The organism is Sorangium sp. So ce426, assembly GCF_051475585.1.
GTDB classification, from domain to species: Bacteria; Myxococcota_A; Polyangia; order Polyangiales; family Polyangiaceae; genus Sorangium; species Sorangium cellulosum_B.
In genome coordinates, this window is the sequence record NZ_CP150341.1 from 12,673,804 (window position 1) to 12,696,228 (window position 22,425).

General features: G+C 71.0%; 13 protein-coding genes. 8 read left to right on the plus strand and 5 right to left on the minus strand.

All coding sequences use genetic code 11. From position 1 onward, the window contains the following. Positions 1-30: 30 nt before the first annotated feature. Positions 31-891: a hypothetical protein gene (locus tag WMF44_RS47630; RefSeq protein WP_437296681.1), complete on the minus strand. Its 861-nt coding sequence runs from the start codon at positions 889-891 to the stop codon at positions 31-33. Then, on the minus strand, positions 882-1,994 hold the full coding sequence (locus WMF44_RS47635) for an AAA family ATPase (protein WP_437296682.1): 1,113 nt from the start codon (positions 1,992-1,994) through the stop codon (positions 882-884). The genes WMF44_RS47630 and WMF44_RS47635 overlap by 10 nt, the downstream gene beginning before the upstream one ends. A gap of 570 nt (positions 1,995-2,564) precedes the next feature. Between WMF44_RS47635 and WMF44_RS47640 the strand changes: the two genes are divergently transcribed. The 5 genes from WMF44_RS47640 to WMF44_RS47660 all read left to right on the plus strand — a co-directional run bounded on the left by WMF44_RS47640 (position 2,565) and on the right by WMF44_RS47660 (position 11,348). After that, complete coding sequence (locus tag WMF44_RS47640; protein WP_437296683.1) at positions 2,565-6,506, plus strand: protein kinase domain-containing protein; 3,942 nt, start codon at positions 2,565-2,567, stop codon at positions 6,504-6,506. Positions 6,507-6,834: 328 nt separating this feature from the next. After that, a complete protein-coding gene (locus WMF44_RS47645) occupies positions 6,835-8,205 on the plus strand; it encodes a phenylacetate--CoA ligase family protein (RefSeq protein ID WP_437296684.1) in 1,371 nt (456 codons plus the stop codon). Continuing rightward, the gene (locus WMF44_RS47650; RefSeq protein ID WP_437296685.1) at positions 8,202-9,377 is read left to right on the plus strand and encodes a glycosyltransferase family 4 protein; all 1,176 of its coding nucleotides are present in this window, start codon (positions 8,202-8,204) and stop codon (positions 9,375-9,377) included. The genes WMF44_RS47645 and WMF44_RS47650 overlap by 4 nt, the downstream gene beginning before the upstream one ends. A 277-nt stretch (positions 9,378-9,654) precedes the next feature. Further along, entirely contained in the window at positions 9,655-10,323 is a 669-nt protein-coding gene (locus WMF44_RS47655) for a hypothetical protein (protein WP_437296686.1), read from the plus strand. After that, complete coding sequence (locus WMF44_RS47660) at positions 10,320-11,348, plus strand: hypothetical protein (RefSeq protein WP_437296687.1); 1,029 nt, start codon at positions 10,320-10,322, stop codon at positions 11,346-11,348. Before WMF44_RS47655 ends, WMF44_RS47660 begins: the two co-directional genes overlap by 4 nt. 86 nt (positions 11,349-11,434) lie before the next feature. Here the strand turns inward: WMF44_RS47660 and WMF44_RS47665 are convergent, their stop codons facing one another. Beyond that, entirely contained in the window at positions 11,435-12,898 is a 1,464-nt protein-coding gene (locus tag WMF44_RS47665; protein WP_437296688.1) for a sigma 54-interacting transcriptional regulator, read from the minus strand. 160 nt (positions 12,899-13,058) lie between these two features. Between WMF44_RS47665 and WMF44_RS47670 the strand changes: the two genes are divergently transcribed. The 3 genes from WMF44_RS47670 to WMF44_RS47680 all read left to right on the plus strand — a co-directional run bounded on the left by WMF44_RS47670 (position 13,059) and on the right by WMF44_RS47680 (position 19,939). Further along, entirely contained in the window at positions 13,059-15,665 is a 2,607-nt protein-coding gene (locus WMF44_RS47670; protein ID WP_437296689.1) for a glucosyltransferase-I, read from the plus strand. Between the two features lie 143 nt (positions 15,666-15,808). After that, the gene (locus WMF44_RS47675) at positions 15,809-18,901 is read left to right on the plus strand and encodes an nSTAND1 domain-containing NTPase (protein ID WP_437296690.1); all 3,093 of its coding nucleotides are present in this window, start codon (positions 15,809-15,811) and stop codon (positions 18,899-18,901) included. 33 nt (positions 18,902-18,934) lie between these two features. Beyond that, the gene (locus WMF44_RS47680; RefSeq protein WP_437296691.1) at positions 18,935-19,939 is read left to right on the plus strand and encodes a tetratricopeptide repeat protein; all 1,005 of its coding nucleotides are present in this window, start codon (positions 18,935-18,937) and stop codon (positions 19,937-19,939) included. 48 nt (positions 19,940-19,987) lie between these two features. On the opposite strand, the gene WMF44_RS47685 is transcribed toward WMF44_RS47680, so the two are convergent. Both WMF44_RS47685 and WMF44_RS47690 read right to left on the minus strand, forming a co-directional pair. Next, positions 19,988-21,223 (minus strand): DUF3237 domain-containing protein, encoded by a 1,236-nt coding sequence (locus tag WMF44_RS47685; RefSeq protein ID WP_437296692.1) that lies wholly within the window; start codon positions 21,221-21,223, stop codon positions 19,988-19,990. Between the two features lie 108 nt (positions 21,224-21,331). Continuing rightward, positions 21,332-22,420 (minus strand): alpha/beta hydrolase family esterase, encoded by a 1,089-nt coding sequence (locus WMF44_RS47690; protein ID WP_437296693.1) that lies wholly within the window; start codon positions 22,418-22,420, stop codon positions 21,332-21,334. Positions 22,421-22,425: the final 5 nt, after the last annotated feature.

Here is a 22,425-nt window from a genome sequence, read left to right on the forward strand (position 1 = left end):
TATCACACCTCCGAGGCGTGAGCGGATGGATCAGGCGTCTGTGTTCGTCGCCTCGGTTTCGGGCGCGGGCATCCAGGTCTCCACAGCCGACCGGAGCGCCGCCCACTCGGGCAGCCACGCGTGGGGCTCCGCGTCGTGCTCCAGCGCGTTGAGGACCCGCTCCTCGAGCGCGGGTTGGTTCTTCAACACCTTCAACTCCTGGTCGAAGCCCGAAGTGCTCTGGATCTTCGCGAGGATGTCCTTTCCGGCGAACACCTCGATCGCGTGCTGACGGAACCGTCCGCTCAGGCAGTCCGGCACGTGGCGTTCGAAGACCTGAAGCAGCTTGTCCCTGTCGAGCCGAGCGCCCTCGGTGTACGCATCGGCCCTCTCATGGAGCTCCTGCGCCAGCTTCTCCTTGGTGGCGGCGAGGGGCACCTCGGTGTTGATCCGGTTCCGCCGTGGCGCGCAGCAGGTCAACGCAATGCGCGCCGCGGTGACATGGCCGAGCGTATCGAAGACTCGCTCGATCTGCGCCAGATAACGCTTCTTCGTCTCAGGGGTCCACCGGAGCGCACGCGCCAGGACCTCGGGATCGACCAGATAATTCTCCACCTCTTTGCGCCCCCACGTCCATCCGAGCACGATCTGCTTCTGGCGGTCGCGCATGGTCCACCTGCGAGGACCGGGGTCGGTGGTCTCCGTCCAGGCGTCGGGGTCCCTGGGGAAGTCGCCATCGACGAGCCCGCAGACACCAGGGTTCTGGCGGCGCCGGCCGCGGATCAAGCCCGCGAAGGCGTCCTTGCCGCCCGAGGGCTCGATCTGAACGCCGGTACCTCGGAGGATCGCGTGGAGGAGCCTGCCGTCCGGACTGTTGTCCTCCCCTTCGCACAGCAGCACGCTCACAGGCACGGCCGCCCCTCCGGAAGTCGGTGGATGGTGTGAGGGCTGACGAGCGTCGAGACCGCGCGCGCGTGCGTCGTGAACAGGAATTGATTGTCCTCGCCGAGGCGCGGCAACAGGCCGAGCATCGTCTGTGCGAGCGGCGGGTGCAGGTTCAAGTCGATCTCGTCGATGAGCACGACCGATCGGTGGACCTGCTGCCTCACGAACTCGAACAGGAGCGGAAACACGGATTGCTCGCCCGCGGACATCTCGCTCAGCGTGTATGTGCGGCCTCCGTCCTGCAGCACGAAGCGATCGTCCGCCGGCGTGGGTCCGTCGTACAAGATCTCGACCCCAGCGAAGCTGCGACCCGGGAACGCCGTCTTGTAGAGCGCTTCCAGATCACCGAGATAGTCGCGGTCCGGGTGGGGACCGTGCTGCTCGCGGTTCCGATGCCAGAGCTTGAGGATCCGATCGAGCCGCTCGACGGCGGTCTCGAACCGGATGCCCATCTCGTTCGGCGGAGCGTGGTCGGGCGCTTCGCGCTCCGGCGGCTCGCGCGCGCCGGACAGCGCGATGTTGCGGAACTGGTCGTACCAGAACACCCCTGGTAACCGAGAGAAGAGTTCGCGGAGCCTGGGGTCGTTCTTGAGCGAGGAGGCGACGTACGAGCGCCCTCGGAACTGATAAATCTCGCGCGCGGAGCCGGTCGTCCTCACCCGCGCTCCCTCGAGGCGCAGCGTCACGACCCGGCTGTCTCCAGGCTCCCGAAACAGGTTCCTGCTCGTGGGGTTGGCGAGATCCCACCAGCGCCTCGCGGCTTCCTGCGTCGCCTCAATCTCGTCCGCCTCGAACTCGACCGTCAGCTCGACGATCGGGTCGCCGTGCACGAAGTAACGCTCGGGCGCCCAGCCGGTCCAGCCGAAATGGCGGATATCGGGGATCTTCCGCTGCGCCAGCGACAGCGTGAGGGCGATGGCTTGCAGGATGGTCGTTTTCCCCGACGCATTGTCGCCGAGGATCAAGTACCGATCCGCCACATCGCCGGTCGCCTTGTTCTTGAAGTCCAGCTCGACGCCGGGAGGAGCGAATTTCTTGAAGTTCTCGATCGTCGCTCGGCTGATCTTCATGGAGAGAACCTCGTCACGGAGAACCGACGGCGCGACGTCTTACCACGCTCGATCAGGGCGGCCTACCCGTGCAGCGCCTTGCAAGCACGGGGCGCGCAGCCGCGGCGCCGCTCGGGCCCCGCTCCAGGTGGAGAGAGGCATCGCGCGACCTCGGCCGAAAGGCCGCGACGCGCCTCTACGAGCGGCCGGGCTGCTCGTGAATGCCGTGGCGACGAGGTCGCCGAGGAGCGAAGCGACCCCCGTCGCGGAGCGCTGGAGACGACAGGGCGTACGTAGTGTCATTTCGGAGCCCTTCCTGTAAACGACGGGGCACACGTAGTGTCATTTCGGAGCCCTTCCTGTAAACGATGGGACACACGTAGTGTCATTTCGGAGCCCTTGCTGTGAACGGATGGATACATGTGGTGTCACTCCCAGCAGCCCGGCGCCTCCCCTCCCACCTCCCCACGGCTCCACCGCCCTCCTGCGCCCGTGGGGGCCCGTGCCGCGAGGCTGCCTGCGGCGTCACCGCGCGCCGGACGCCGGGATCTGGCCTCTGGGCGCGCCCTCCGTGTGATACTCGCCGTCCCGATGAAACCCGGGGACATCGTCGCCGACCGCTTCTTGATCGAGCGCCTCGCCGGGTCGGGCGGGATGGGCTCCGTCTACCGCGCCCTCGATCGGCACACGGGCGAGACGGCGGCGCTCAAGGTCATGTCGGGCCGCGGCCTCGAGCACGGCGAGCGCTTCGCGCGCGAGGCGCAGGTGCTCGCCGAGCTGCGGCACCCCGGCATCGTCCGGTACATCGCGCAGGGCGCCACCGAGAGCGGCGAGCCCTGGCTCGCGCTCGAGTGGCTCGAGGGCGAGAGCCTCGGCGACCGGCTGCGCCGGCGCGGGCTCACCATCGCCGAGAGCGTCACGCTCGGCCTCCGGGTCGCCGAGGCGCTCGCCGAGGCGCACCGCCACAACGTCGTCCACCGCGACCTCAAGCCGAGCAACCTGTACCTCGTCGACAAGTCGGCCGAGCAGGTCAAGCTCCTCGACTTCGGCATCGCCCGCCTCACGTCGCTCGCGCCCCTCACGATGACCGGCGTCGTGATGGGCACGCCGTTCTACATGGCGCCGGAGCAGGCGCGCGGCGAGCGCGACGTCGGCACCCAGGCCGACGTGTTCGCGCTCGGCTGCGTCCTGTTCCACTGCCTCACCGGGCGCCCGCCGTTCGTCGGCGACGACATCCACACGGCCCTCCTCCGCGTCGTGCTCGACGAGGCGCCGCGCCTCCGCGACCTGCGCGCCGACGTCCCCGAGAACGTCGACATCGCCGTGGCGCGCATGCTCGCCAAGATCCCGGCGGACCGGCCCGCGAACGGCGCCGCCGTGGCCCTCGAGCTGCTCCGCGTCGGCGAGATCAAGAGCACCCCCCCCGCGCCCGCGAGCCGGCGCGCGAGCGCGCTCACGACCGGCGAGCGGCGCACGCTGTGCCTGATGCTCGCGCGCATGGGCGCGCCGGAGGCCCCCTCGTGGCAGGGGCCCACCATGCCGATGACGCTCCCGATGACGATGCCCCTCGCGCGCACCGTCCCGGAGGACGAGGTGAAGCGCGTGGCGTCGCGCTTCGGCGGGGCGCTGCAGACGCTGGCGGACGGGCTGCTGCTCATCACCCTCGAGGGGCGCGGCCTCATCACCGACCAGGCCGCGCGCGCGGCGCGGTGCGCGCTCGAGGTGCGGGACCTCCTGCCCGGCGTGCAGATGGCGCTCGTCGCCGGCCGCGGCTCCGCCGACGACCAGCTCCCGATGGGGCCCACCATCGACCGCGCCGTGCGGCTGCTCGACCGCGCCGACGGCGGGTCGATCCGCCTCGACGAGGTGATGGCCGGCCTGCTCGACGCCCGCTTCGAGGTCGGCGGCGACGCGACCGGCCTCGTGCTCCGCGCCGAGCGCGACCTCGTCGAGGCCGCGCGGACGCTGCTCGGGCGCACGACGCCGTTCGTGGGGCGCGACCACGAGCTCGCCATCCTCGACGCCGTGCTCGACGAGTGCCTCTCCGAGCCGACCGCGCGCGCGGTGCTCATCACGGCGCCCGCGGGGCTCGGCAAGAGCCGGCTGCGCTACGAGTTTCTGCGCCGCGTCGAGGAGCGCAAGGAGCGGGTGCAGGTCTGGCTCGGCCACGCCGACCCGATGAGCGCCGGCTCGCCCTTCGGGATGCTGCGCCAGATGCTCCGCCGCGAGGCCGGGCTCTCGGGCGGCGAGCCGCAGGAGGTGCGGGAGCAGCGCCTGCGCGCGCGGGTAGGCCGCTACCTGAACGGCGCCGACCTCGACCGCGTGACCGAGTTCCTCGGCGAGGTGGCGCGGATCCGCTTCTCCGACGAGGGCCGGGTGGAGCTGCGCGCCGCGCGGAGCGACCCGATGCTCATGGGCGACCAGATCCGCCGCGCCTTCGAGGACTTCGTGCTCGCCGAGTGCCGGGCCGAGCCGGTGCTCCTCGTGCTCGAGGATCTCCAGTGGGGCGACGTGCCCACGGTGAAGCTCATCGACGCGGCCCTCGCGCTCCGGGACCAGCCGCTCATGGTGCTCGCGCTGGCGCGGCCGGAGGTGGAGACCGTCTTCCCGAAGGTGTGGGTCTCGCGCGGCGTCCAGGAGCTCCGGCTGCGCGAGATCGGGCGGCGGGGGAGCGAGCGGCTCGTGCGCGAGGTGCTCGGCGACGCCGTGACGCCCGACCTCTGCGCGCGCCTGTGCGAGCGGGCCGGGGGCAACGCGTTCTACCTGGAAGAGCTCATCCGCGCCGCCGCCTCGGGCCGGACCGAGGCGCTCCCCGAGACGGTGCTGTCGATGGTGCAGGCCCGCCTCGAGTCGCTCGACGGCGAGGCGCGGCGGGTGCTCCGGGCCGCGAGCGTGTTCGGCCAGAAGTTCTGGCGCGGCGGGCTGATGGCGCTGCTCGGCGGCGAGCGCCGCGCCCCCCAGGTGGACGGGTGGCTCGCGGTGCTCGTCGATCGCGAGCTCATCGCGCGGCGGGGCGAGGGCAAGTTCCGGAGCGAGCACGAGTACGCGTTCCGGCACGCGCTCGTGCGCGAGGCGGCGTACGCGACGCTCACGGACGAGGATCGCGCGCTCGGCCACCTGCTCGCCGGCGAGTGGCTGGACGCGGCCGGCGAGCGCGACGCGGCGCTCCTGGCGGACCACTTCGAGCGCGGCGGCGACGCCGAGCGCGCTGTCGTCTGGTTCCGGCGCGCGGCGGAGCAGGCGCTCGGGGCGAACGACTTCCGCGCCGCGATCCAGCGCGCCGAGCAGGGGGCCGCGAGCGCCGACGTGGACGGGGAGCTCTTCGCGGCGCTGCGCCTCGTCCAGGCCGAGGCGCACAAGTGGCTCGGCGAGGCCTCCCAGGCCGAGCGGTGCGCCGTCATGGCGATGCGGGGCTTCCCCCGGAAGAGCGCGCTCTGGTACGCGGCGGCCGGGGAGGCCGCGTCGATGCGCGTGCGCCTCGGCATGGGCGACCGGCTCGCGGATCTCGTCGAGGAGCTCCGGGGGGCCGGCCCGGGCAGCGGGGACCGCGGCTCGTGGGTCGACGTCGCGGAGGCGACCGGCGCCTCCGTGAGCGCGCTGGCGCGCATCGCCGGGTCGCTCCTGCACGGGGGCCAGTACGCCGCGGCGGAGGAGATCGTGCAGGAGCTCGCCCGGGTGGCGATGCCGCTCGCCGAGCGCGACGCGGCGGTGGCCGCGCGCATCCACGCGCTCCGGGCGTCGCGGGCGCTCTGCTACGGCGACCCTGCGGCGTCGCTCGCGTGCACGGAGCAGAGCATCCCCGCCTACCTCCAGACAGGCGACCTCAGGAACGCGTGCCTGAGCCGCGTGAACGCGGCGCACTGCCTGCTCCAGCTCGGGGTCTACGGCCGCGCCGAGGCCGAGCTGCGCGACGCGCTCGCGGAGGCGGGGCGGCTCGGGCTCTACAACGTGGCGGCGTTCGCGAAGCAGAACCAGGGCCTGCTCTGGATCCAGCAGGGCGATCTCGGCGCGGCGCGCGCGGCCACGGCCGAGGCGATCGACGCCTTCGTGGCGCAGGCGAACCGGCGGCAGGAGGCGCGATCGCGGGCGTACCTCGCCGCGATCCTGACGCGGCTCGGCGACCTCGACGCGGCGGACAACGAGGCGGGCGCGGCCGTGGCGATGCTGGCGCACGTGCCGACGCTCCAGGCGCACGCGCTCTCGGTGCGCGCGCGGGTGCTGCTCGAGCAGGGCCGGGCAGCGGAGGCGCTCGAGGCGGCCCGGCGCGGGCTCGGGCTGCTCGTGTCGGTCGGCGGGACGGAGGAGGGCGAGGCGCAGATCCGGCTCGTGTATGCCGAGTCGCTCCGCGCCCACGGCCACCACGAGGCGGCGCGCGAGGCGATCACGGTGGCGATGCAGCGGCTCGTCGCGCGGGCGCAATGGATCCAGGACCCGGCGCGGCGGGAGAGCTTTTGCCAGGCCGTGCCGGAGAACGCCAAGACGTTCGCGCTGGCGGCGCTCTGGCAGCAAGAAGCGGAGCCGACGCTGCAGTGAGGCGCCGAGTCGCGGCCGCGCTGTGGACGGAAGAGCCCCTGTGCGGCGGCTCGCCCGGCCGCGCCGGCGGGCGAGGGCGACGGGGATGCGCGGCGCGCGTGTCACCGCGCCGCGGTGAGCGGATCGAGCTGCGCCGCGCCGCTGTCATGAGGAGTTCACTCACGCCATCTCCGCGGTAACCAATCGTGGCCGCGGGTGGCGTGGCGTGCGCGACATGTGGGTGGGCGCGCGTGGGTGGCGCGCGCGGGTGGGGCGTGCGTGGGGAAGCGGCGACCCGGCCGTGGCTGCTTGACTGTGTGGCCGAGGTTCGAAAGAATCCTCAGCAGCCATGTATTCAACCCTCTTTCGGAACGTGCTCTTTCCGTTTTACGAGACGAAACTCCGAGGGAGAGCCACGCTGGCCTACCTGGGGGAGCTGGAGCGGTCCCAGTGGCGCCCGGAGCGCGAGCTCAGGGAGCTCAACTGGAGAAAGATGCTGGCGGCCCTCCGCTTTGCCGAGCAGAGCGTGCCCTTCTACCGGCGCCGCTTCGCCGAATACGGGGTGCGGGTCAAGGACGTTCACGCGCCCGAGGATCTCGCGCGTTTTCCGGTGTTGACCAAAGCCGATCTCCGCGCGCACGGCAGCGAGCTCATCGCGGATGGGTGGCGCGGCAAGCTCTTCAGGAGCGGTACGGGCGGATCGACCGGAGAGCCGGCGCGCTTCTTTTACGATCACGCGACGTACGAGTGTAGAAGCGCCGCGGCCCTGCGCTCCGACGCGTGGGCTGGCGGCCGGATCGGGGACAAGGAGCTGTACATCTGGGGGATTCCGACCCTGGAGCCCCGCTGGAAGAAGGCGAAGCGCACGCTGCACGAGGCGCTGATCCGGAAGAAGACGGTCAGCGCGTGGAACCTGGCGGAGGAGCGGCTCGCGGGGGTGGTGGACGAGATCCGGCGCTACGAGCCGAACCTCGTCGTGGGGTACACGAGCCCTCTCTACTACACGGCGCGCTATGCGCTCGAGACGGGGCACCGGCTGCCCACGCCGAGGGGGATCATCGCGACGGCGGAGCGGCTCTTCCCTCACCAGCGCGAGGTGATCGAGCGGGCGTTCCAGGCGCCGGTCTACGATCGCTACGGGTGCAGGGAGATGATGCTGATCGGCGCGGAGTGTGAGCGCCACGAGGGCAAGCACCTCAACATCGAGAACGTCTTCCTCGAGGTGGTGCGCGGCGGCCGGCACGCGCGGCCCGGCGAGCCGGGCGAGGTGATCCTGAGCGACCTCGTGTGCCGGTCGATGCCGCTGCTCCGTTACAAGAACGAGGACGTGGTGGTCGCGGCCGACAAGGCCTGCTCGTGCGGCCGCGGGTTGCCGCTGCTCGCCTCGGTCGAGGGGCGGGTGCTCGACATGATCGTCGGGACGGACGGCCAGCTCCTCTCGTCCGTGTTCTTCCCTTACTTCTTCAAGGACAACCCGACGGTGGAGCGGTATCAGGTCCACCAGGACAAGACGCGGGCGATCACGATCAAGATCATCCCTGGCGAGGGGTACGGGCCGGAGACGTCGCAGGCCATCGAGCGCGATCTGCGCCGGTTCCTCGGGGAGCGGGCGGACATCCGGGTCCAGCTCGTCAGCGACATCCCGGTCACCTCGGGGGGGAAGTTCCGCTTCACCATGACCGAGGTGCCGATCGAGTTCGGCCGCGGGGCTGCGGCGTGACTGGAGCGCCCGGGGTCCGGCCGGCGCCGCGCGCCGCGCCGGGCCGTCCCGCGAAGGTCGCCCACGTGGTGCTCTCGCTCAACGTGGGTGGGCTCGAGCGGGTGGTGCTCCGGCTGCTCGACAGGATGGCGCGCGACCGGTTCGCGCCGGTGGTGTGCGCGCTCCAGGAGCCCGGCGCGCTGGCGGAGGAGCTGGCGCGGCTCGGCGTGCCGATCGTCGTGCTCTCGCGGAAGCCCGGCCTCGACCCGGGGCTGCCGTTGCGGCTCTCGGCGTGGCTGCGGCGCGAGGGGATCGCGCTCGTGCACACGCACAACCCGGGGCCGCACCTCTATGGCGCGCTGGCGGCGGGCCTGCTGCGGGCGGCGGCGCTCCCTGGCGGCGGCGGGCCGCGCGTCATCCACACGAAGCACGGGCGCAACTACCCGAAGCAGAAGCGGAAGGTGCTGGTCAACCGGCTGGCCGCGGCGCTCACGGACCGGGTGGTGGCGGTGAGCGACGACACGCGCGCGGTCGCGCTCGAGGTGGAGCATGTCGACCCGGCCAAGGTCGTGACGATCTTGAACGGCGTGGACACGGACGTGTTCCGGCCGGGCGACGCGGGCGCGGCGCGCGCGCGGCTCGGGGTGCCGGCGACGGGCTACCACGTGGGGTGTGTCGCGCGGCTGTCGCCGGAGAAGGATCACGCGACGCTGCTCGACGCCTTCGCGCGGCTCCGCGCGGCGCGGCCTGGCGCGCATCTGACGCTGATCGGCGACGGCCCGCGGCGGCCTGCGCTCGAGGCGCAGGCGGCGCGGCTCGGGCTCGGCGGGGCGGTGACGTTCACGGGGACGCGCGGTGACGTGGCGGAGCTCTTGCCGGCGTTCGACGTGTTCGCGCTCGCGTCGTTGACGGAGGGGATCTCGCTGACGCTCATCGAGGCGGCGGCGGCGGGGTTGCCGATCGTCGCGACGCGGGTGGGGGGCAATCCGGAGATCGTTGTGGATGGCGAGACAGGGATGCTGGTGCCGCCTGGAGCGCCGGAGACCCTGGCGGGCGCGCTCGAGGCGGTGGCCGTGCGGGAGGATCGCGCGGAGATGGGGTTGCGCGGGCGCGCGCGGGTGATGGAGCGGTTCGGGCTCGACCGCATGGCGCGCGCGTACGAGGACCTCTATGACGAGGTGCTCGGAGGGTAACGTTCGCGGGGCACGATACGGAGTGTCGGCTCCACAGGTGAACGCGCGGCTTTCGATTTCGTCCCCGCGGCAACCAGTCGCGGGTGGCGCTGGCCTACGGCTCGCCGTTGAGCCTGTTGATTGCCGTCGTCGCCGCATGTGAGGGGACCACGAAGGCAGACGTTGCGGGCGCCGTGCTCACAAGGGGAGTCTTGCCGCTCGCGCTGTACGGGCCCCGGGACGTCTTGTCCGGCGACGCGGTGCGGTGTAGCGTGCGTCACGCTCAGGAGGGAGGGGTATGAGACGTCTGCGTGTCGCCGTGCTCGTTTCGCTCGTCGTCGGCTGCTCGATCCTGGACCCAGAAGATCGCGCGGAGCTGAGACGTCAGATCGCGATGCTGCCGCACGACAATCTGACGCAGATGAAGCGCTGGACCATGCACGAGCTGGCGAAGAAATGGTTGAAGACAAGGGACGAGAACGACCAGGTGGGCAAGGTAATCTGCCGCGACAACGAGGGCGGGCTGTGGAGCGGTTGGTACGACCGTCCGCATCAGTTTTTGACTGTTCGTGATATGATCAAGTGTCTCAGGGAAAAGCCCGACTTTCCGTCGTACATCTTTTGCGCTGAGGAGTTTGCACGCTACGTCGTGCCTTCCGCGCAGGGCGAAATCAAGGCTCTGTTGCCCGAGTTCACCGACATCGAGTGCAAGTATGTGTGGGATTTTCGGTACGAGCCCGAGAAGTTGGACCCGAAGATGGTCGATATCGATGCGATCGAGTCGGATGATATCATCCAAGCCATGATCACCCTTCCGGGGCCGCCTCCAGGGTGGGCTATTCCTCGGTTCGCGCCGCTCCTCTGCCCGCTCGGCGCCGGGGAGGGCTGGGGATGCCCTCCCCGGCCGTCCGACTCGTTTCCTACAGGCGGAGAGCCCACGAACCCTCCTGGTGGGGATCAACCGTGAAACATCATCTCGTCGTGCGCGAGGCGGGCAATGGGTCGGTCATGTTCACGACCAAGGACCCACGAGAATGGAAGTCCTCCCTCCAGAAACTGGGCGAGGTGTGCGGCGCGGCATGGCGAGACGATCTGGCAGAGGAGGAGGATCGCGCGTGGGCCGAGGCGCACCGGAAAGAATTCAACCACTGGGTCGACGGCAGAGCCGCCCCGCCGTGGCCGATGCTGATCGCCGCCGTGAAGCGCGCGTTCGTTGCTGGCTATGGGGCTCTCGAGCAAAAGCCCACCACGGAGGCCGAGGCGCTCGCGCGCCTGGACAGGACCTATCTCTGGAAGCTGCTGACGGCCGACGATGTGGCTCAGGGCCACGGCCCCGAGGCGCTCCGCGCGTTCCAGCGGGGCTTCCGGCTGGGACGAAGCGAGAGACCCTACTCAACGAAGAGGAACATCCCTCGGTTGGTGGACCCGCCCTATTTTTGGCGCGGCACGTTGAACAGCTTGGAGCTTCCTGGACCGAGCGCAGAGCGCAATCGAATCCTCCTGGTCCAGTGGCACGACAGCAAGGGCGTGGAGGAAAGCACGAAAATCAGACAGGCGCTGCGTGAGCTCTATGTCAGCGCCTGGCGAGAGGACGTGCCCGAGGAGGATCGCGCCTGGGCCGAGGTGTACCGCGAGACGTGCGCGTACTGGGTCATCGTCCACCGGCGCGACGCGATGGCGCAGAGCGCCTACGAGGCCTATCTCCGGAGCAGCGACGGAATCCTCGACGGGGAGCCTGCGTGCCCTTGGTCGAAGCGGTGCAACCGCGACTCGGAACCGTGGCGGTTCGTTGCAGATCGCGTCGAGGACGCGCCCGAGGACGAGAGCGAGCTCGCGACGGCCGAGGCGGCCGCGCGCGAGTACTGGGACGCGCGCTGGCGCGAGGCGCCGCCGTGGGACGGCGACCCGGACCAGGTCCACTGGCTCGCGGCGGTCCGCGCCGCGCAAAAGACGTCGGCGGAGATGGCCGACCAACTCCCCAGGCCCTGGTAGCGGTTGCCCCCTCGTCGGACCCCGGCCGGTGCTCCAGGGCGGCTCTGCCGATCGGCCGGGCGAGCGCCGCACGCGGGCCCGCTGCCTCACCCTTCTTCGTTCCCGCCCGCCGCGCGTTGCGCGAGCCAGCGGTAGAGCTGGGTCCGGTGCATGCCGAGCGCCCGGGCCGCGCGCATCACGCTGCCGTTTTCACGTTGCAGCGCCGCCTCGATCTCCTCCGCGGCGGGCCACGCCGCTGCCCGCCGCGAGGGCCCCTTCTCCGCCGCCGGCCGCTGCGTCCACGCGGCGTCCTTCACGGTCTCGCCCGGGACCCCGCCGGACATGCCCGCTGGTGGCTCAGGGGCGCTCAGCCGCCCAGCCGACGGGCAGAGGTGCCGCTCGTGGACCACCGAGCTGCCCGCAAGCTGCGCCTCCTGCGCTGCTGCCCGGATCTCTGCGGTGAGCTCTCGAATGTTTCCTGGCCACGCCCGCAGGAGGCACGCCTCGATCAGCGACGCATGCGCCCGAGCGGGCGCGGTCGCCTCGGCGTGCGCGCCAGCCGACGTCGCATGTCGCAGGGCCGCATCGACGAGCCACGGGATGTCCTCCGATCGCTCGCTCAGCGGCGGTATGCGGACCGAAGGCCGCGCGATGCGGAAGAAGAGATCGTCGCGCAGCTTCCCCGCGGCCATCTGGGCTCGCAAATCCTTGTGGGTCGCCGAGACCAGCGCGAAATCCACGCTCACCGGCCGCGAGGCCCCGAGGGGGATCACCTCCTTCGCCTCCAGCGCCCGCAGGAGCTTCGCCTGCACCCCGAGGTCGAGCTCGGCCACCTCGTCGAGAAAGAGCACCCCGCCGTGCGCTGCCTGCACGTAGCCCTCGGCGTCCGAGGCGCCCGAGTACGCCCCTTTGCGCGCGCCGAAGAGCAGCCGCTCGGCGAGCACCTCGGGGATGGCGGCGCAGTTCACGGCGACGAAGGGCCCATCGCGCCGCGGGCCGAGGACGTGGAAGGCCCGCGCCGCGTGCTCCTTGCCCGTCCCGCTCTCGCCGGTGATGTGCAGCGTCGTCCCGAGGCTCGCCGCCTGACCGATCGCATCCCACGTGCGGGCGAGGGTCGGGCCGAGGATCGTGCCCTCGGCGCGCGAGATCCCCGCGCGGAACGGCTCCACATCGGCCTGGAGCAAGAACACCGACCAGCCTGTGCGCAGGATCCGGAGCTCGGCGCCGGCGCGCGCGCCGCTCAGCGGGACGCCATCGAGCCAGGTGCCGTTCCGGCTGTCGAGATCCTCGACCTGCCACGTGCCCTCGATCCAGCGCACGCGCGCGTGCTTGCGCGACATCCGCTGGTCGTCCAGGAGCACGCCCGCTACCTCGCATCGCCCGAGCTCGATCTCCCCGTCCTCCAGGGGGAGTACATCGCAGCGGGGGCCGTCCACCGAGAAGATCAGGAGCAGCCCGGGCCTTGGCTTCCGGAGGCCGCGGTGCTCCGACGGGGGGCCGGGTGCGTCGTCCAGGGTCGTGTTCGGTGCAGGGGGCGCCACGATCGCCGCCGAGCGTAACGCGGCTCGCATGCCCTGTGCAGGGGGCACCCGCCGCGGTAGACGGAGCTCGGCGCCGCCGCTCCACGGCGAGGGGCGCTCAGGACGCCCTGCGCCTGGCCCGTGTGCCAGCCATGCGACGTGACGGCGCGCGGGACGCGCCGATGGGGGGCTAGCTTCCAGGCGGGCATCCATGGCAAATGGGTCGCTGTCGACGGCGACAGGAGAGTTCCTCGTCATGAATCATCGCGTGTTCTTGATGTCGAGCCTCCTCCTCGTCGCGGCCGCGTGCGACGTGTCCACTCCCTGCGGGGACGGCTACTGCCTGGCGGATTACCAGTGCGTCGATTCGAAGGATGGAGCGCCGCGGTGCGTGCCGCAGGATACGCCGCGGAACGTCTGTGGCAACGGGATCGTCGATCCCGGCGAGGAGTGCGACGAGGGCGACGTAGCGGCGGGCGACGGGTGCGGCGCGACCTGCCGGCGGGAGGAGTGCGGCAACGGGATCGTCGATCCCGGCGAGGGGTGCGACGAGGGCGACGTAGCGGCGGGCGACGGGTGCGGCGCGACCTGCCGGCGGGAGGAGTGCGGCAACGGGATCGTCGATCCCGGCGAGGAGTGCGACGAGGGCGACGTAGCGGCGGGCGACGGGTGCGGCGCGACCTGCCGGCGGGAGGAGTGCGGCAACGGGATCGTCGATCCCGGCGAGGGGTGCGACGAGGGCGACGTAGCGGCGGGCGACGGGTGCGGGGCGACCTGCCAGCGGGAGGTGTGCGGCAACGCGATCCGCGACCCAGGCGAGGCGTGTGACTGCGGCGCCGATGCCGTCGCGCCCCGGGAGCCGGTGTGCAGCGATCGCCAGAACGTGTCGGCGGGCGGGGTGTGCCGCCTGGACTGCCGGCTTCATTGCGGCGACGGCGAGGTCGCGGAGGAGGAGACGTGTGACCCCGCCGTTCCTTTGGCCGCCTCCTGCGTGGATCTCCGTTACGATTTCGGCCGCCCTACCTGCTCGCGTGCCTGCGACTCGCTGGACGTCGTGGGCTGCGGCGACTTCAATTGGCGCTTCACGGGGGCGCCGACACAGGCGCCGCTCAACGACATGTGGGGAAGCGGAGCGCGCGACGTCTACGCCGTCGGGGACTGGGGCACCATGATTCATTACGACGGCACCGTCTGGACATTGATCTCGTTACCGGTCGGTACGAGCGCAGATATGCGCGGCGTGTGGGGCAGCGGTCCGAGCGACGTCTTCGTCGTCGGACGCGAGGACCGCGCCGCCGGAGTCAACGGCCTCGTGCTGCACTATGATGGAGACTCATGGACTCGGATGCCCTGGCCCTACGAGGAGGCTCTTTACGACGTGTGGGGCAGCGGCCCGAATGACGTCTTCGCCGTCGGCGCTGGGGGCACCTTGGCCCGCTTCGACGGCCGCTCCTGGACGAAGATGACTTCGCCGGTCGATGTGAATCTGAGCGGCGTGTGGGGCATCGGTCCGAGCGACGAGAGCGACCAGATCGACGTCTTCGCCGTCGGGGAGGAGGGCACCGTGCTGCATTTTGACGGAAATTCCTGGGCACAGATGCTCTCGCCGGTCGAATGGTGGCTGGGCGACGTGTGGGGCAGCGGTCCGAGCGACGTCTTCGCCGTCGGAGAAGGGGGCGCGCTACATTTTGACGGAACTTCCTGGGCAGAGATGCCTTCGACGTTCGAGATGGGACTTCGCCGCGTGTGGGGCAGCAGCGCGAGCGACGTCTTCGCCGTCGGAAATGTCCTGGCGCACTTCGACGGCCGCGCCTGGACGAAGATGACCCCACCGACGTTCGCGTCGGTCAGCGACTCGGGCCGCGCGGAGATGAGGGCCGTGTGGGGCAGCGGTCCGAGCGACGTCTTCGCCGCCGTCTCCGGCAGCGTGCTGCATTTCGATGGCATCACCCTGACAGAGCTGCCTGCCGCGGCCGATGCCAAGACCTTTAACGTTGTGGATCTATGGGGAAGCGGAGCGAGTGACGTCTTCGCCGTCGGATGGGGGGGCACCGTGCTGCATTTCGACGGCAGCTCATGGACGGCGATGGAATCGCCGGTCGATACGCTTGTTCTCAACGGCGTGTGGGGGAGCGCAGCGAGCGACGTCTTCGCCGTCGGAACGCATAGCACCGTGCTGCATTTCGACGGCAGCTCATGGACGGCGATGGCATCGCCGGTCCATGTGCATCTCGGCGGCGTGTGGGGAAGCGGAGCGAGCGACGTCTTCGCCGTCGGGGGGTCGTCAGCCGGGGGGCCGCCACCGGTGGTGCTGCACTATGACGGTCGCTCCTGGACACGCATGTCTGTAGAGGGCATCGATCAGCCGCTCTACGGCGTATGGGGGAGCGGGCCGAGCGATGTGTTCGCCGTCGGAGATCGGGGCACCGTGCTGCATTTCGACGGCCGCTCCTGGACGGCGATGGCATCGCCGGTCCATGTGCCTCTCAACCGCGTGTGGGGGAGCGGACCGAGCGACGTCTTCGCCGTCGGAGAACAGGGCGCCATCCTGCACTTCGACGGCAGCTCCTGGACGGCGATGACATCGGCGCGCGATGTCGTGTTTACCGGCCTGTGGGGCAGCGGGCCCAACGATGTCTTCGCCGTCGACGGCGGCGTGCTGCACTTCGACGGTGTATCTTGGCTGCCCATGCGTTCCGGAGCACTTGGGGCCACCCAGATGGTATGGGGTGATTCTTTGGGTAATGTGTTTTTTTACGGCAATGATCCCCGCGGCGACCGCAGTTATCGATTCGGCCGGACAGCGTTCCGCCGGTGAAGGCGGAGGGCGGATGCCTGGTTTCGGTTGGCTTCGTGCTGCGATGGACGACCCGGAGCCTCTCTGCGCGCCGCGGCGCCGCCGCGCCGGCCAGGCTTCCGGCCCGCAGGCGTGAGCCTGTCGGGTCGTTGCGGTGAGTTGTCATGAGCCCGATGAAGGAAATACGCTTCGCTTCTGTGGGCGAATCCGCCGCCTCTGCCGTCGACGAGGAGGCGGCCGCCCCGCCGCCGAGCCGGAGGGGACGTCCGGAGTCAGAAGAGGGGATGTACCCGTCGGCGACCTGGAGCACCGACCACGATCTCCGTGCGGTGGAGGTCACGGCGTCCAGGACCGACCCTGCGCGGCGAGCGCCGCGCGACCTGCCCATCGACGCCGGGACGTCGCTCGGTCACTACGAGCTCATCCGCGAGCTCGGCCGCGGGGGCATGGGCACGGTCTTTCTGGCCCGCGACGTCCGGCTGGGCCGCCTGGTGGCGATCAAGCTCGTCACCACGCTGACCGGCTCCCGGCTCGACCGATTCCTTGTCGAGGCCCGCGCCACTGCGCTCTGCAAGCACGAGAACATCGTGACCATCCACGATGTGAACGAGCACAAGGGGTATCCTTACATGGTGCTCGAATACATCGAGGGCCAGAGCCTCCGCGCGTGGATGGCGCAGCGGAGGCCGGCGGGCGCGCCAGCGGGCGTCGCGGCCACCTCGGTGTCGACGAGCGCCGCGGTGGAGCTGATGGTGCCCGTGGTGCGCGCCCTCGTGTGCGCCCATCAGCTCGGCATCGTGCACCGCGATCTCAAGCCGGAAAACATCATGTTGGAGCCGTCCGGAGCGATCAAGGTGCTCGATTTCGGCATCGCCAAGCTGCTCGACGTCGACGCCGCCGTCACGTGCGAGCGCCCTGCTCCCGGGAGCGAGCTGACCCTGACGCACGAAGGGGCCGTCATGGGGACGCTGGCCTACATGTCTCCCGAGCAGCAGGCCGGAGAGGAGATCGACCAGGCGACGGACATCTGGGCCGTGGGGATCATGCTTTATGAGCTCGTGACCGGCGCGCGCCCGTTCGACGGGGCGATGACGGCCGGCGCGCTCGACGCGTCCGTCCGGAAGATCGGCGAGATGCGCGCCGAGCTGGGCGCGCTCGGGCCGATCATCGAGCGGTGCCTGCGCAGGCGGACATCCGAGCGCATCGCCTCGGCGCGGCAGCTCCTGGCCGAGCTCATGCCGCTCCTGCCGGGGCGCCGCGAGGTCGTCCTCGGCGCCGACGAGAGCCCATTCGCCGGCCTCTCGGCGTTCCAGGAGGTCGACGCGGACCGCTTCTTCGGCCGCGACGACGACATCGCCGGCATGGTCGCGCGCCTGAAGAGCCAGCCGCTCCTCGCGATCGTCGGCGCGTCGGGGGTAGGGAAGTCATCGCTGGTGAGGGCGGGGATCATCCCGGCGCTCAAGCGCTCGGGGGCCGGGTGGGAGTCGCTCGTCATGCGGCCCGGGCGCGAGCCCATGGCGGCGCTCGCCGATCTGCTCGACCATCCATCCCTCCTGGAGCAGGGCGAGGTCGGCTCGCCGGCGGCGCGCGGCCGTGAGGCCGAGCGCGGGCAGGTGGCCGAGCGCGGGCAGGTGGCCGAGCGCGGGCAGGTGGCCGAGCGCGGGCAGGTGGCCGAGCGCGGGCAGGTGGCCGAGCGCGGGCAGGTGGCCGAGCGCGGGCAGGTGATCGAGCGGCTGCGCGCCGAGCCCGGCCACCTGGGCGCCCGGCTGCGCGCGTGGTCCGCCCGGACCCAGCGGCGCATCGTGCTGTTCGTCGACCAGTTCGAGGAGCTCTATACCCTCTCGTGCGGCGCCCGAGAGCGCGCCGCCTTCTTCTCGTGCCTCGAAGGCGTCGCCGACGACGCCTCCTCGCCCCTCCGCGTCATCCTGTCCACCCGCTCGGATTTCATCGAGCGGGTGGCCGAGGACAGGCGCTTCATGGCGGGGGTGACCCGCGGCCTCGTGTTCCTCTCGCCCATCGGCCGGGGAGGGCTGCGCGAGGCGCTCTTGAAGCCGGTCCAGGCGGCGCGGTACGAGATCGAGGACCCGGCGATGGTCGAGGGCACCCTCGATGCGCTGGAGACGACCCCAGGCGCCCTCCCCATCCTGCAGTTCACTGCGGCCAGGCTGTGGGACATGCGCGACCGCGAGCGGCGGCTCCTCACGCGGGCGAGCTACGAGGCCATCGGCGGCGTGGCGGGAGCGCTGGCGAGCCACGCCGACGCGGTGCGGGCCGGGCTCAGCGGCGGTCAAGCGAAGCTCTGCCGAGCCATCTTCGAGCGCCTGGTCACGCCCGAGCGCACGCGGGCCATGGCCAGCCTGGAAGAGCTCCGCGAGCTGCCAGGGGACGGGGATCCGGACGAGATCGAGCGCGTCGTCCATCTGCTGGCCGACGCGCGGCTCCTCGCCATCGAGACGGGGCGCGACAACGCCGGCAGCAAGGTGGAGATCGTGCACGAGTCGCTCATCGCGCGCTGGCCGACGCTGCAGCGCTGGCTCGACGAGAGCCAGGAAGACTCGGTGTTCCTCGACAAGCTGCGCGCGGCGGCGCGGCAGTGGGAGTCGAGCGGCCGCGCCGAGGACCTCTTGTGGCGCGGCAAGCTCGCGGAGGAAGCGCGCCGCTTCTCGGAGCGGTCGGCGCGCCGGCTGCCCGAGCGAGAGCAGCGCTACCTCGACGCCGTGGTCAGGCTGGCCGGCCAGGCGCAGCGCCGGAAGCGCAATCTCATCGTCGGAACCATCGCGAGCCTGGCCCTCCTGGTCGTCGGCGCCGCCGCGGGGATCGTCACGGTGGCCCGCCAGAACCGGGTCATCAGCGCGCAGCTCGCGGACATCCGCCGGACCGAGCGCAGCCTCGAGGAGGCGCTCGCGAGAGAGACGGCGTCTCGACGAGCCGCCGAGCAGGCGAGGATGAGCACGGAAGAGCAGCGGAACCGGGCCGAGCGGCTGCAGAAGGAGGCCGAGGAGGCCAGGGACAGGGCCGAGGTCGAGAGCGAGAGGGCGCACGCCGCGGCCGAGGAGGCTCGGACGGCGCGCGACGAGGCGCGGGCGTCCGAGGCCGAGGCGCGGCGCGCCGAAGCTCAGGCCGATGATGAGCGGGCCAGGGTCGGCGTCGAGGAGCGGAAGGCCATGCAAGCGGCAGACGACGAGCGCCGGAGCAAGGAGGCGCTGGAGCAGCTCATCCAGCGCTCCGTCGGGCGGGTCCGGGACCGCTTGAGGTAAAAAGCGCTCCGGGAGATCATCGAACCATTCCCCGTGCAGAGGACGCCGACGAGCACCCGAGCTGCGATCTGTTCATGGCTGTCGATCGCGATCCTCGTGTCCCGGGCCGTGCCCGCGTGGGCTCAGACGGAGCCGGCGCTGCCCCCCTGGCACGAGGGCGTCGCAGAGGAGCGCAAGCAGGCGGCGCTGGAGCTCTTCATGCAGGGGCGGGACCTGCACAGAAGGATGGTGCTCGGCGACGCCAAGAAGAAGTACGAGGAGGCGCTCGCCCTGTGGGAGCACCCGGATCTCCGGTTCTATCTGGGCAGGGTGCTCAAGATGATGGGGATGCCGCTGCTTGCCTACGAGAACCTGCGCCTCTCGCTCCGGTGGGGGCCGGCGTCGCTCGAGCCCGAGGACCATGAAGAGGCGCGCGCGCTGATGAAGGAGCTCGTCGAGCGCGAGCTGGCCGTCGTCGAGATGCGCTGCGATGAGCCCGGCGCCGAGGTGCTGCTCGACGGGAGGTCGTGGTTCGTCGGTCCGGGCTCGGCGCGCCGGTTCGTGACGCCCGGAGAGCACGTCGTCAGCGCGAGGAAGAAGGGGCATTTCCCCCTCGTCGAGCCCGTCGTCGTGCTCGCCGGGGTCCAGGCCTCGGGCGTGCTCACGCTGAGCGCCGACGGCATCGTCACGGTGCGCAGGTGGTCCGCCTGGAAACCCTGGGCCGTTGTCGGGGCGGGCGCAGCCCTCGGGCTGGCTGGCGCGGTGTTGCGCTGGCAGGCCGACGAGCATCTGGAGGAGGCGGAGCGGCAGTTTGAAGAGACCTGCATGTCGGGTTGCGCTCCGATGACGACGGACACGTCGAGCCGGGGTATGACGGAGAGCCGTGTCGCCACCGGCCTGTTCATCGCCGGCGGCGCGACCCTGGCGGCAGGCGCGGTCCTCGTGTTCCTCAACATGCCGCGGGCGTATCGCACCGAGGATCAAGGCGGCGTCGAGCTCCGGATCGTGCCCGCGGCGCCGGGCGCGGCGGCCGGGCTGTCAGCTCGGCTTTCCTTTTGAAGCGCCGAAGGCACCGGACGGCGCCGGTGTCACCGCGGCGCTGCTGTTCTATTTGCGCTCGTAGAAGGTGAGGCTCACCCCGCCGCCCGCCGCGCCACCCGGGTCGGAGCTCACGTACTGCTTCGTGTTGAGGATCGCATAGGGGCCGTCCGCGCGCGTCTCGAAGACAGGAATGAGCGCGCCGAACGGTCCGCAGTTCCTCACCACGATGACCTCGCCGTCCTTCGAGGACAGCGCGTACCGGGCGTCCAGCACCGTGGTCGATCCGATGAGCTGGTAATCCGCGCCTCCGGGGAGCACCGAGCCCGACAGGCCGCTCAGCAGCATTCCGCCGGTGACCGTGCCCCCGGTGATGGGAATGATGTTGCGCGTGCCGCGCTTGCTGGCGCCGACAGACACGGATGAGCCGAGCGTGACGGACTCGGTGAACACGCTCGAGCCCCTCGCCCCGGTCGCCTTCGAGCACTCCCACGATTGGTTCGGGACGCCCGCGGGATCCTTGAGCTGGATCTTCGGCTCTCCGGCGGCCACCTCGCTGATGTCATAGACGTCGAGCTGGATCGTGCCCGCCGCGGCGTCGACGACACGGGTGCCCGCGAACTTCCCGGTGTTGAGCCACGCGAGCGAGCTCGAGTTGGGGACCTCGAAGTCCGGGACGATCCGGACGACGTCATCACCGGCGGCGGCGACGCCGCAGGTCCGCATCAAGATGGAGCTGCCGTCGCTCGCCTTCAGGATGTTGATCTCCTCGAGCTCGACGGATCCGTTCGACAGCGTGAGCTCGAGGTCCATGCCGCCCGTGAGGAAGGTGGCCTGGATCTTGTCGCCCGCGAGCGTGCCCCCTTTCACGTCGAGGAGGCGGCGGTGGCCGAACTGGGTGGTCCCGACGTCGTGGGTCTCGCCGAGCTGGAGCGTCGCCCGGAAGACGAGCTCGCCGCGCGTGGGGAGCGGAATGCCGTCCGGCATCCCGCAGGTCCACGACGGATCGGGGACGATCGTCGCCTCGTCGCTGCCGTTGTCGCCGCCGCCAGCGCCGGGCGTCCCGCCAGCGCCGCCGCCGCCGCCGCTGCCCGTCTCCTCGGCGCCGCCGGCTCCGGTGGTCCCGCTGCCCGCGGTGGTTCCGCTGCCCGCGCCGCCCGTGCCGGCGTCGCCGCCGGTGCCGGTCGCTCCGCCGGGACCGCTCGACGCCGCGCCGCCGGAGCTGCTGCTCGCCGTCGCTCCGCTTGTATCGTCGGTCGACGAACCACACCCTCCAGAGCAGATGCCCAGGATTCCAGTTATCAAGAGCTTCGCTGGCAGATTCTTGAACACCATTGCTGGACCCATCCATTCAATCGCGCGCTGCGATTCGATGCACGCCGAGACGTGGCGCTGGTTCGAGCGACACCCGCCTCAGAACTGCGAGAAGAAGCTCCAGATCGACTCGCCGGAGTTGTTCTGCGGGGCGTGGCCCCCGTCGAACTCGCACCAGACGACGGGATAGCCCGCGTCGCAGCCCTCGTAGCTGACGCAGGGGCTCGGCTCGACCGGTGTGGTCTGCTGGCCGCAGTGGTTTCGCTCGAGGAAGACATCGCGAGCGCTCTGGCCGTTCTCGAGCGGAACCACGTTGTCGGCGTCGCCGTGGGCGCCCCACATGGCGACGGGGCTGTCGCCGTCCTCGCAGCCGCTGTAGAGCGCGCCGGACATGGAGGCGATGGCGCGGAATTCGTCGCCCATCGCACAGCCGATCGCGTAGGACATCATGCCGCCGTAGCTGAACCCCGTCGAAAAGATCCTGCTCTCGTCGATGCAGAGATCGGCGCGGAAGCGGTCGAGCATGGCGCGCAGGAACGCGATGTCGCGGCCCCCCGTGTTCGCCCAGCCCTGGTCGATGCCCTCGGGCGAGACGAAGATCGCCGAGCCGTTGGCGCGGCTCTGGAGGCCGTAGTAGCCGCCGCCGAACCCGGTCGCGACCTGCTCGGCCGAGCCGCCGCGGGGATGCCAGGCGAAGATCAGCCGGTAAGGGTGCTTCGAATCGTAGTTGTCCGGCACGGCGAGGATGTACTCGCGCGTCGTGCCCCCGACATCGACGCTGAAGCGGCCGCTCTTCGGCGCTGTCGCGCTGCCGCAGCCGGCGCTCTGCGCCTCTCCTCCAGCGCCGCTCGAGCCGGAGCCGACAACGCCCCCGCCGCCCGCGCCAGTTGCCCCCGGGTCCGGGCTCCCGCCGCTGCCGCCGGCGCCGCTGGCCGTCCCCGACGAGCCACCGTTTGCCGACGAGCCACCGTTTGCCGACGAGCCACCGTTTGCCGACGAGCCACCGGTCGCCGACGTGCTACCCGTGGCGCCGGAGGCGCTGGAGCCGGGCCCAGCGGGCCCTCCGGCGCTGCCGCCGGATGATGCCTCGGTCGTTGCTTCTCCCTGGCTGGCGCAGCCCAGCGCCGCGAACGCCGCGAGCGCAACGATCCCTGGAGCGATCACGCCGAAATTGCGAAGCGTTTTCATTCGTC

Bases quoted from the DNA above. Each gene is read 5' to 3' on its own strand.
- WMF44_RS47670 (WP_437296689.1), top strand. From the start codon at position 13,059: ATGGCAAATGGGTCGCTGTCGACGGCGACAGGAGAGTTCCTCGTCATG.
- WMF44_RS47655 (WP_437296686.1), top strand. From the start codon at position 9,655: ATGAGACGTCTGCGTGTCGCCGTGCTCGTTTCGCTCGTCGTCGGCTGC.
- WMF44_RS47690 (WP_437296693.1), bottom strand. From the start codon at position 22,420: ATGAAAACGCTTCGCAATTTCGGCGTGATCGCTCCAGGGATCGTTGCG.
- WMF44_RS47665 (WP_437296688.1), bottom strand. From the start codon at position 12,898: ATGCGAGCCGCGTTACGCTCGGCGGCGATCGTGGCGCCCCCTGCACCG.
- WMF44_RS47645 (WP_437296684.1), top strand. From the start codon at position 6,835: ATGTATTCAACCCTCTTTCGGAACGTGCTCTTTCCGTTTTACGAGACG.
- WMF44_RS47640 (WP_437296683.1), top strand. From the start codon at position 2,565: ATGAAACCCGGGGACATCGTCGCCGACCGCTTCTTGATCGAGCGCCTC.
- WMF44_RS47635 (WP_437296682.1), bottom strand. From the start codon at position 1,994: ATGAAGATCAGCCGAGCGACGATCGAGAACTTCAAGAAATTCGCTCCT.
- WMF44_RS47675 (WP_437296690.1), top strand. From the start codon at position 15,809: ATGAGCCCGATGAAGGAAATACGCTTCGCTTCTGTGGGCGAATCCGCC.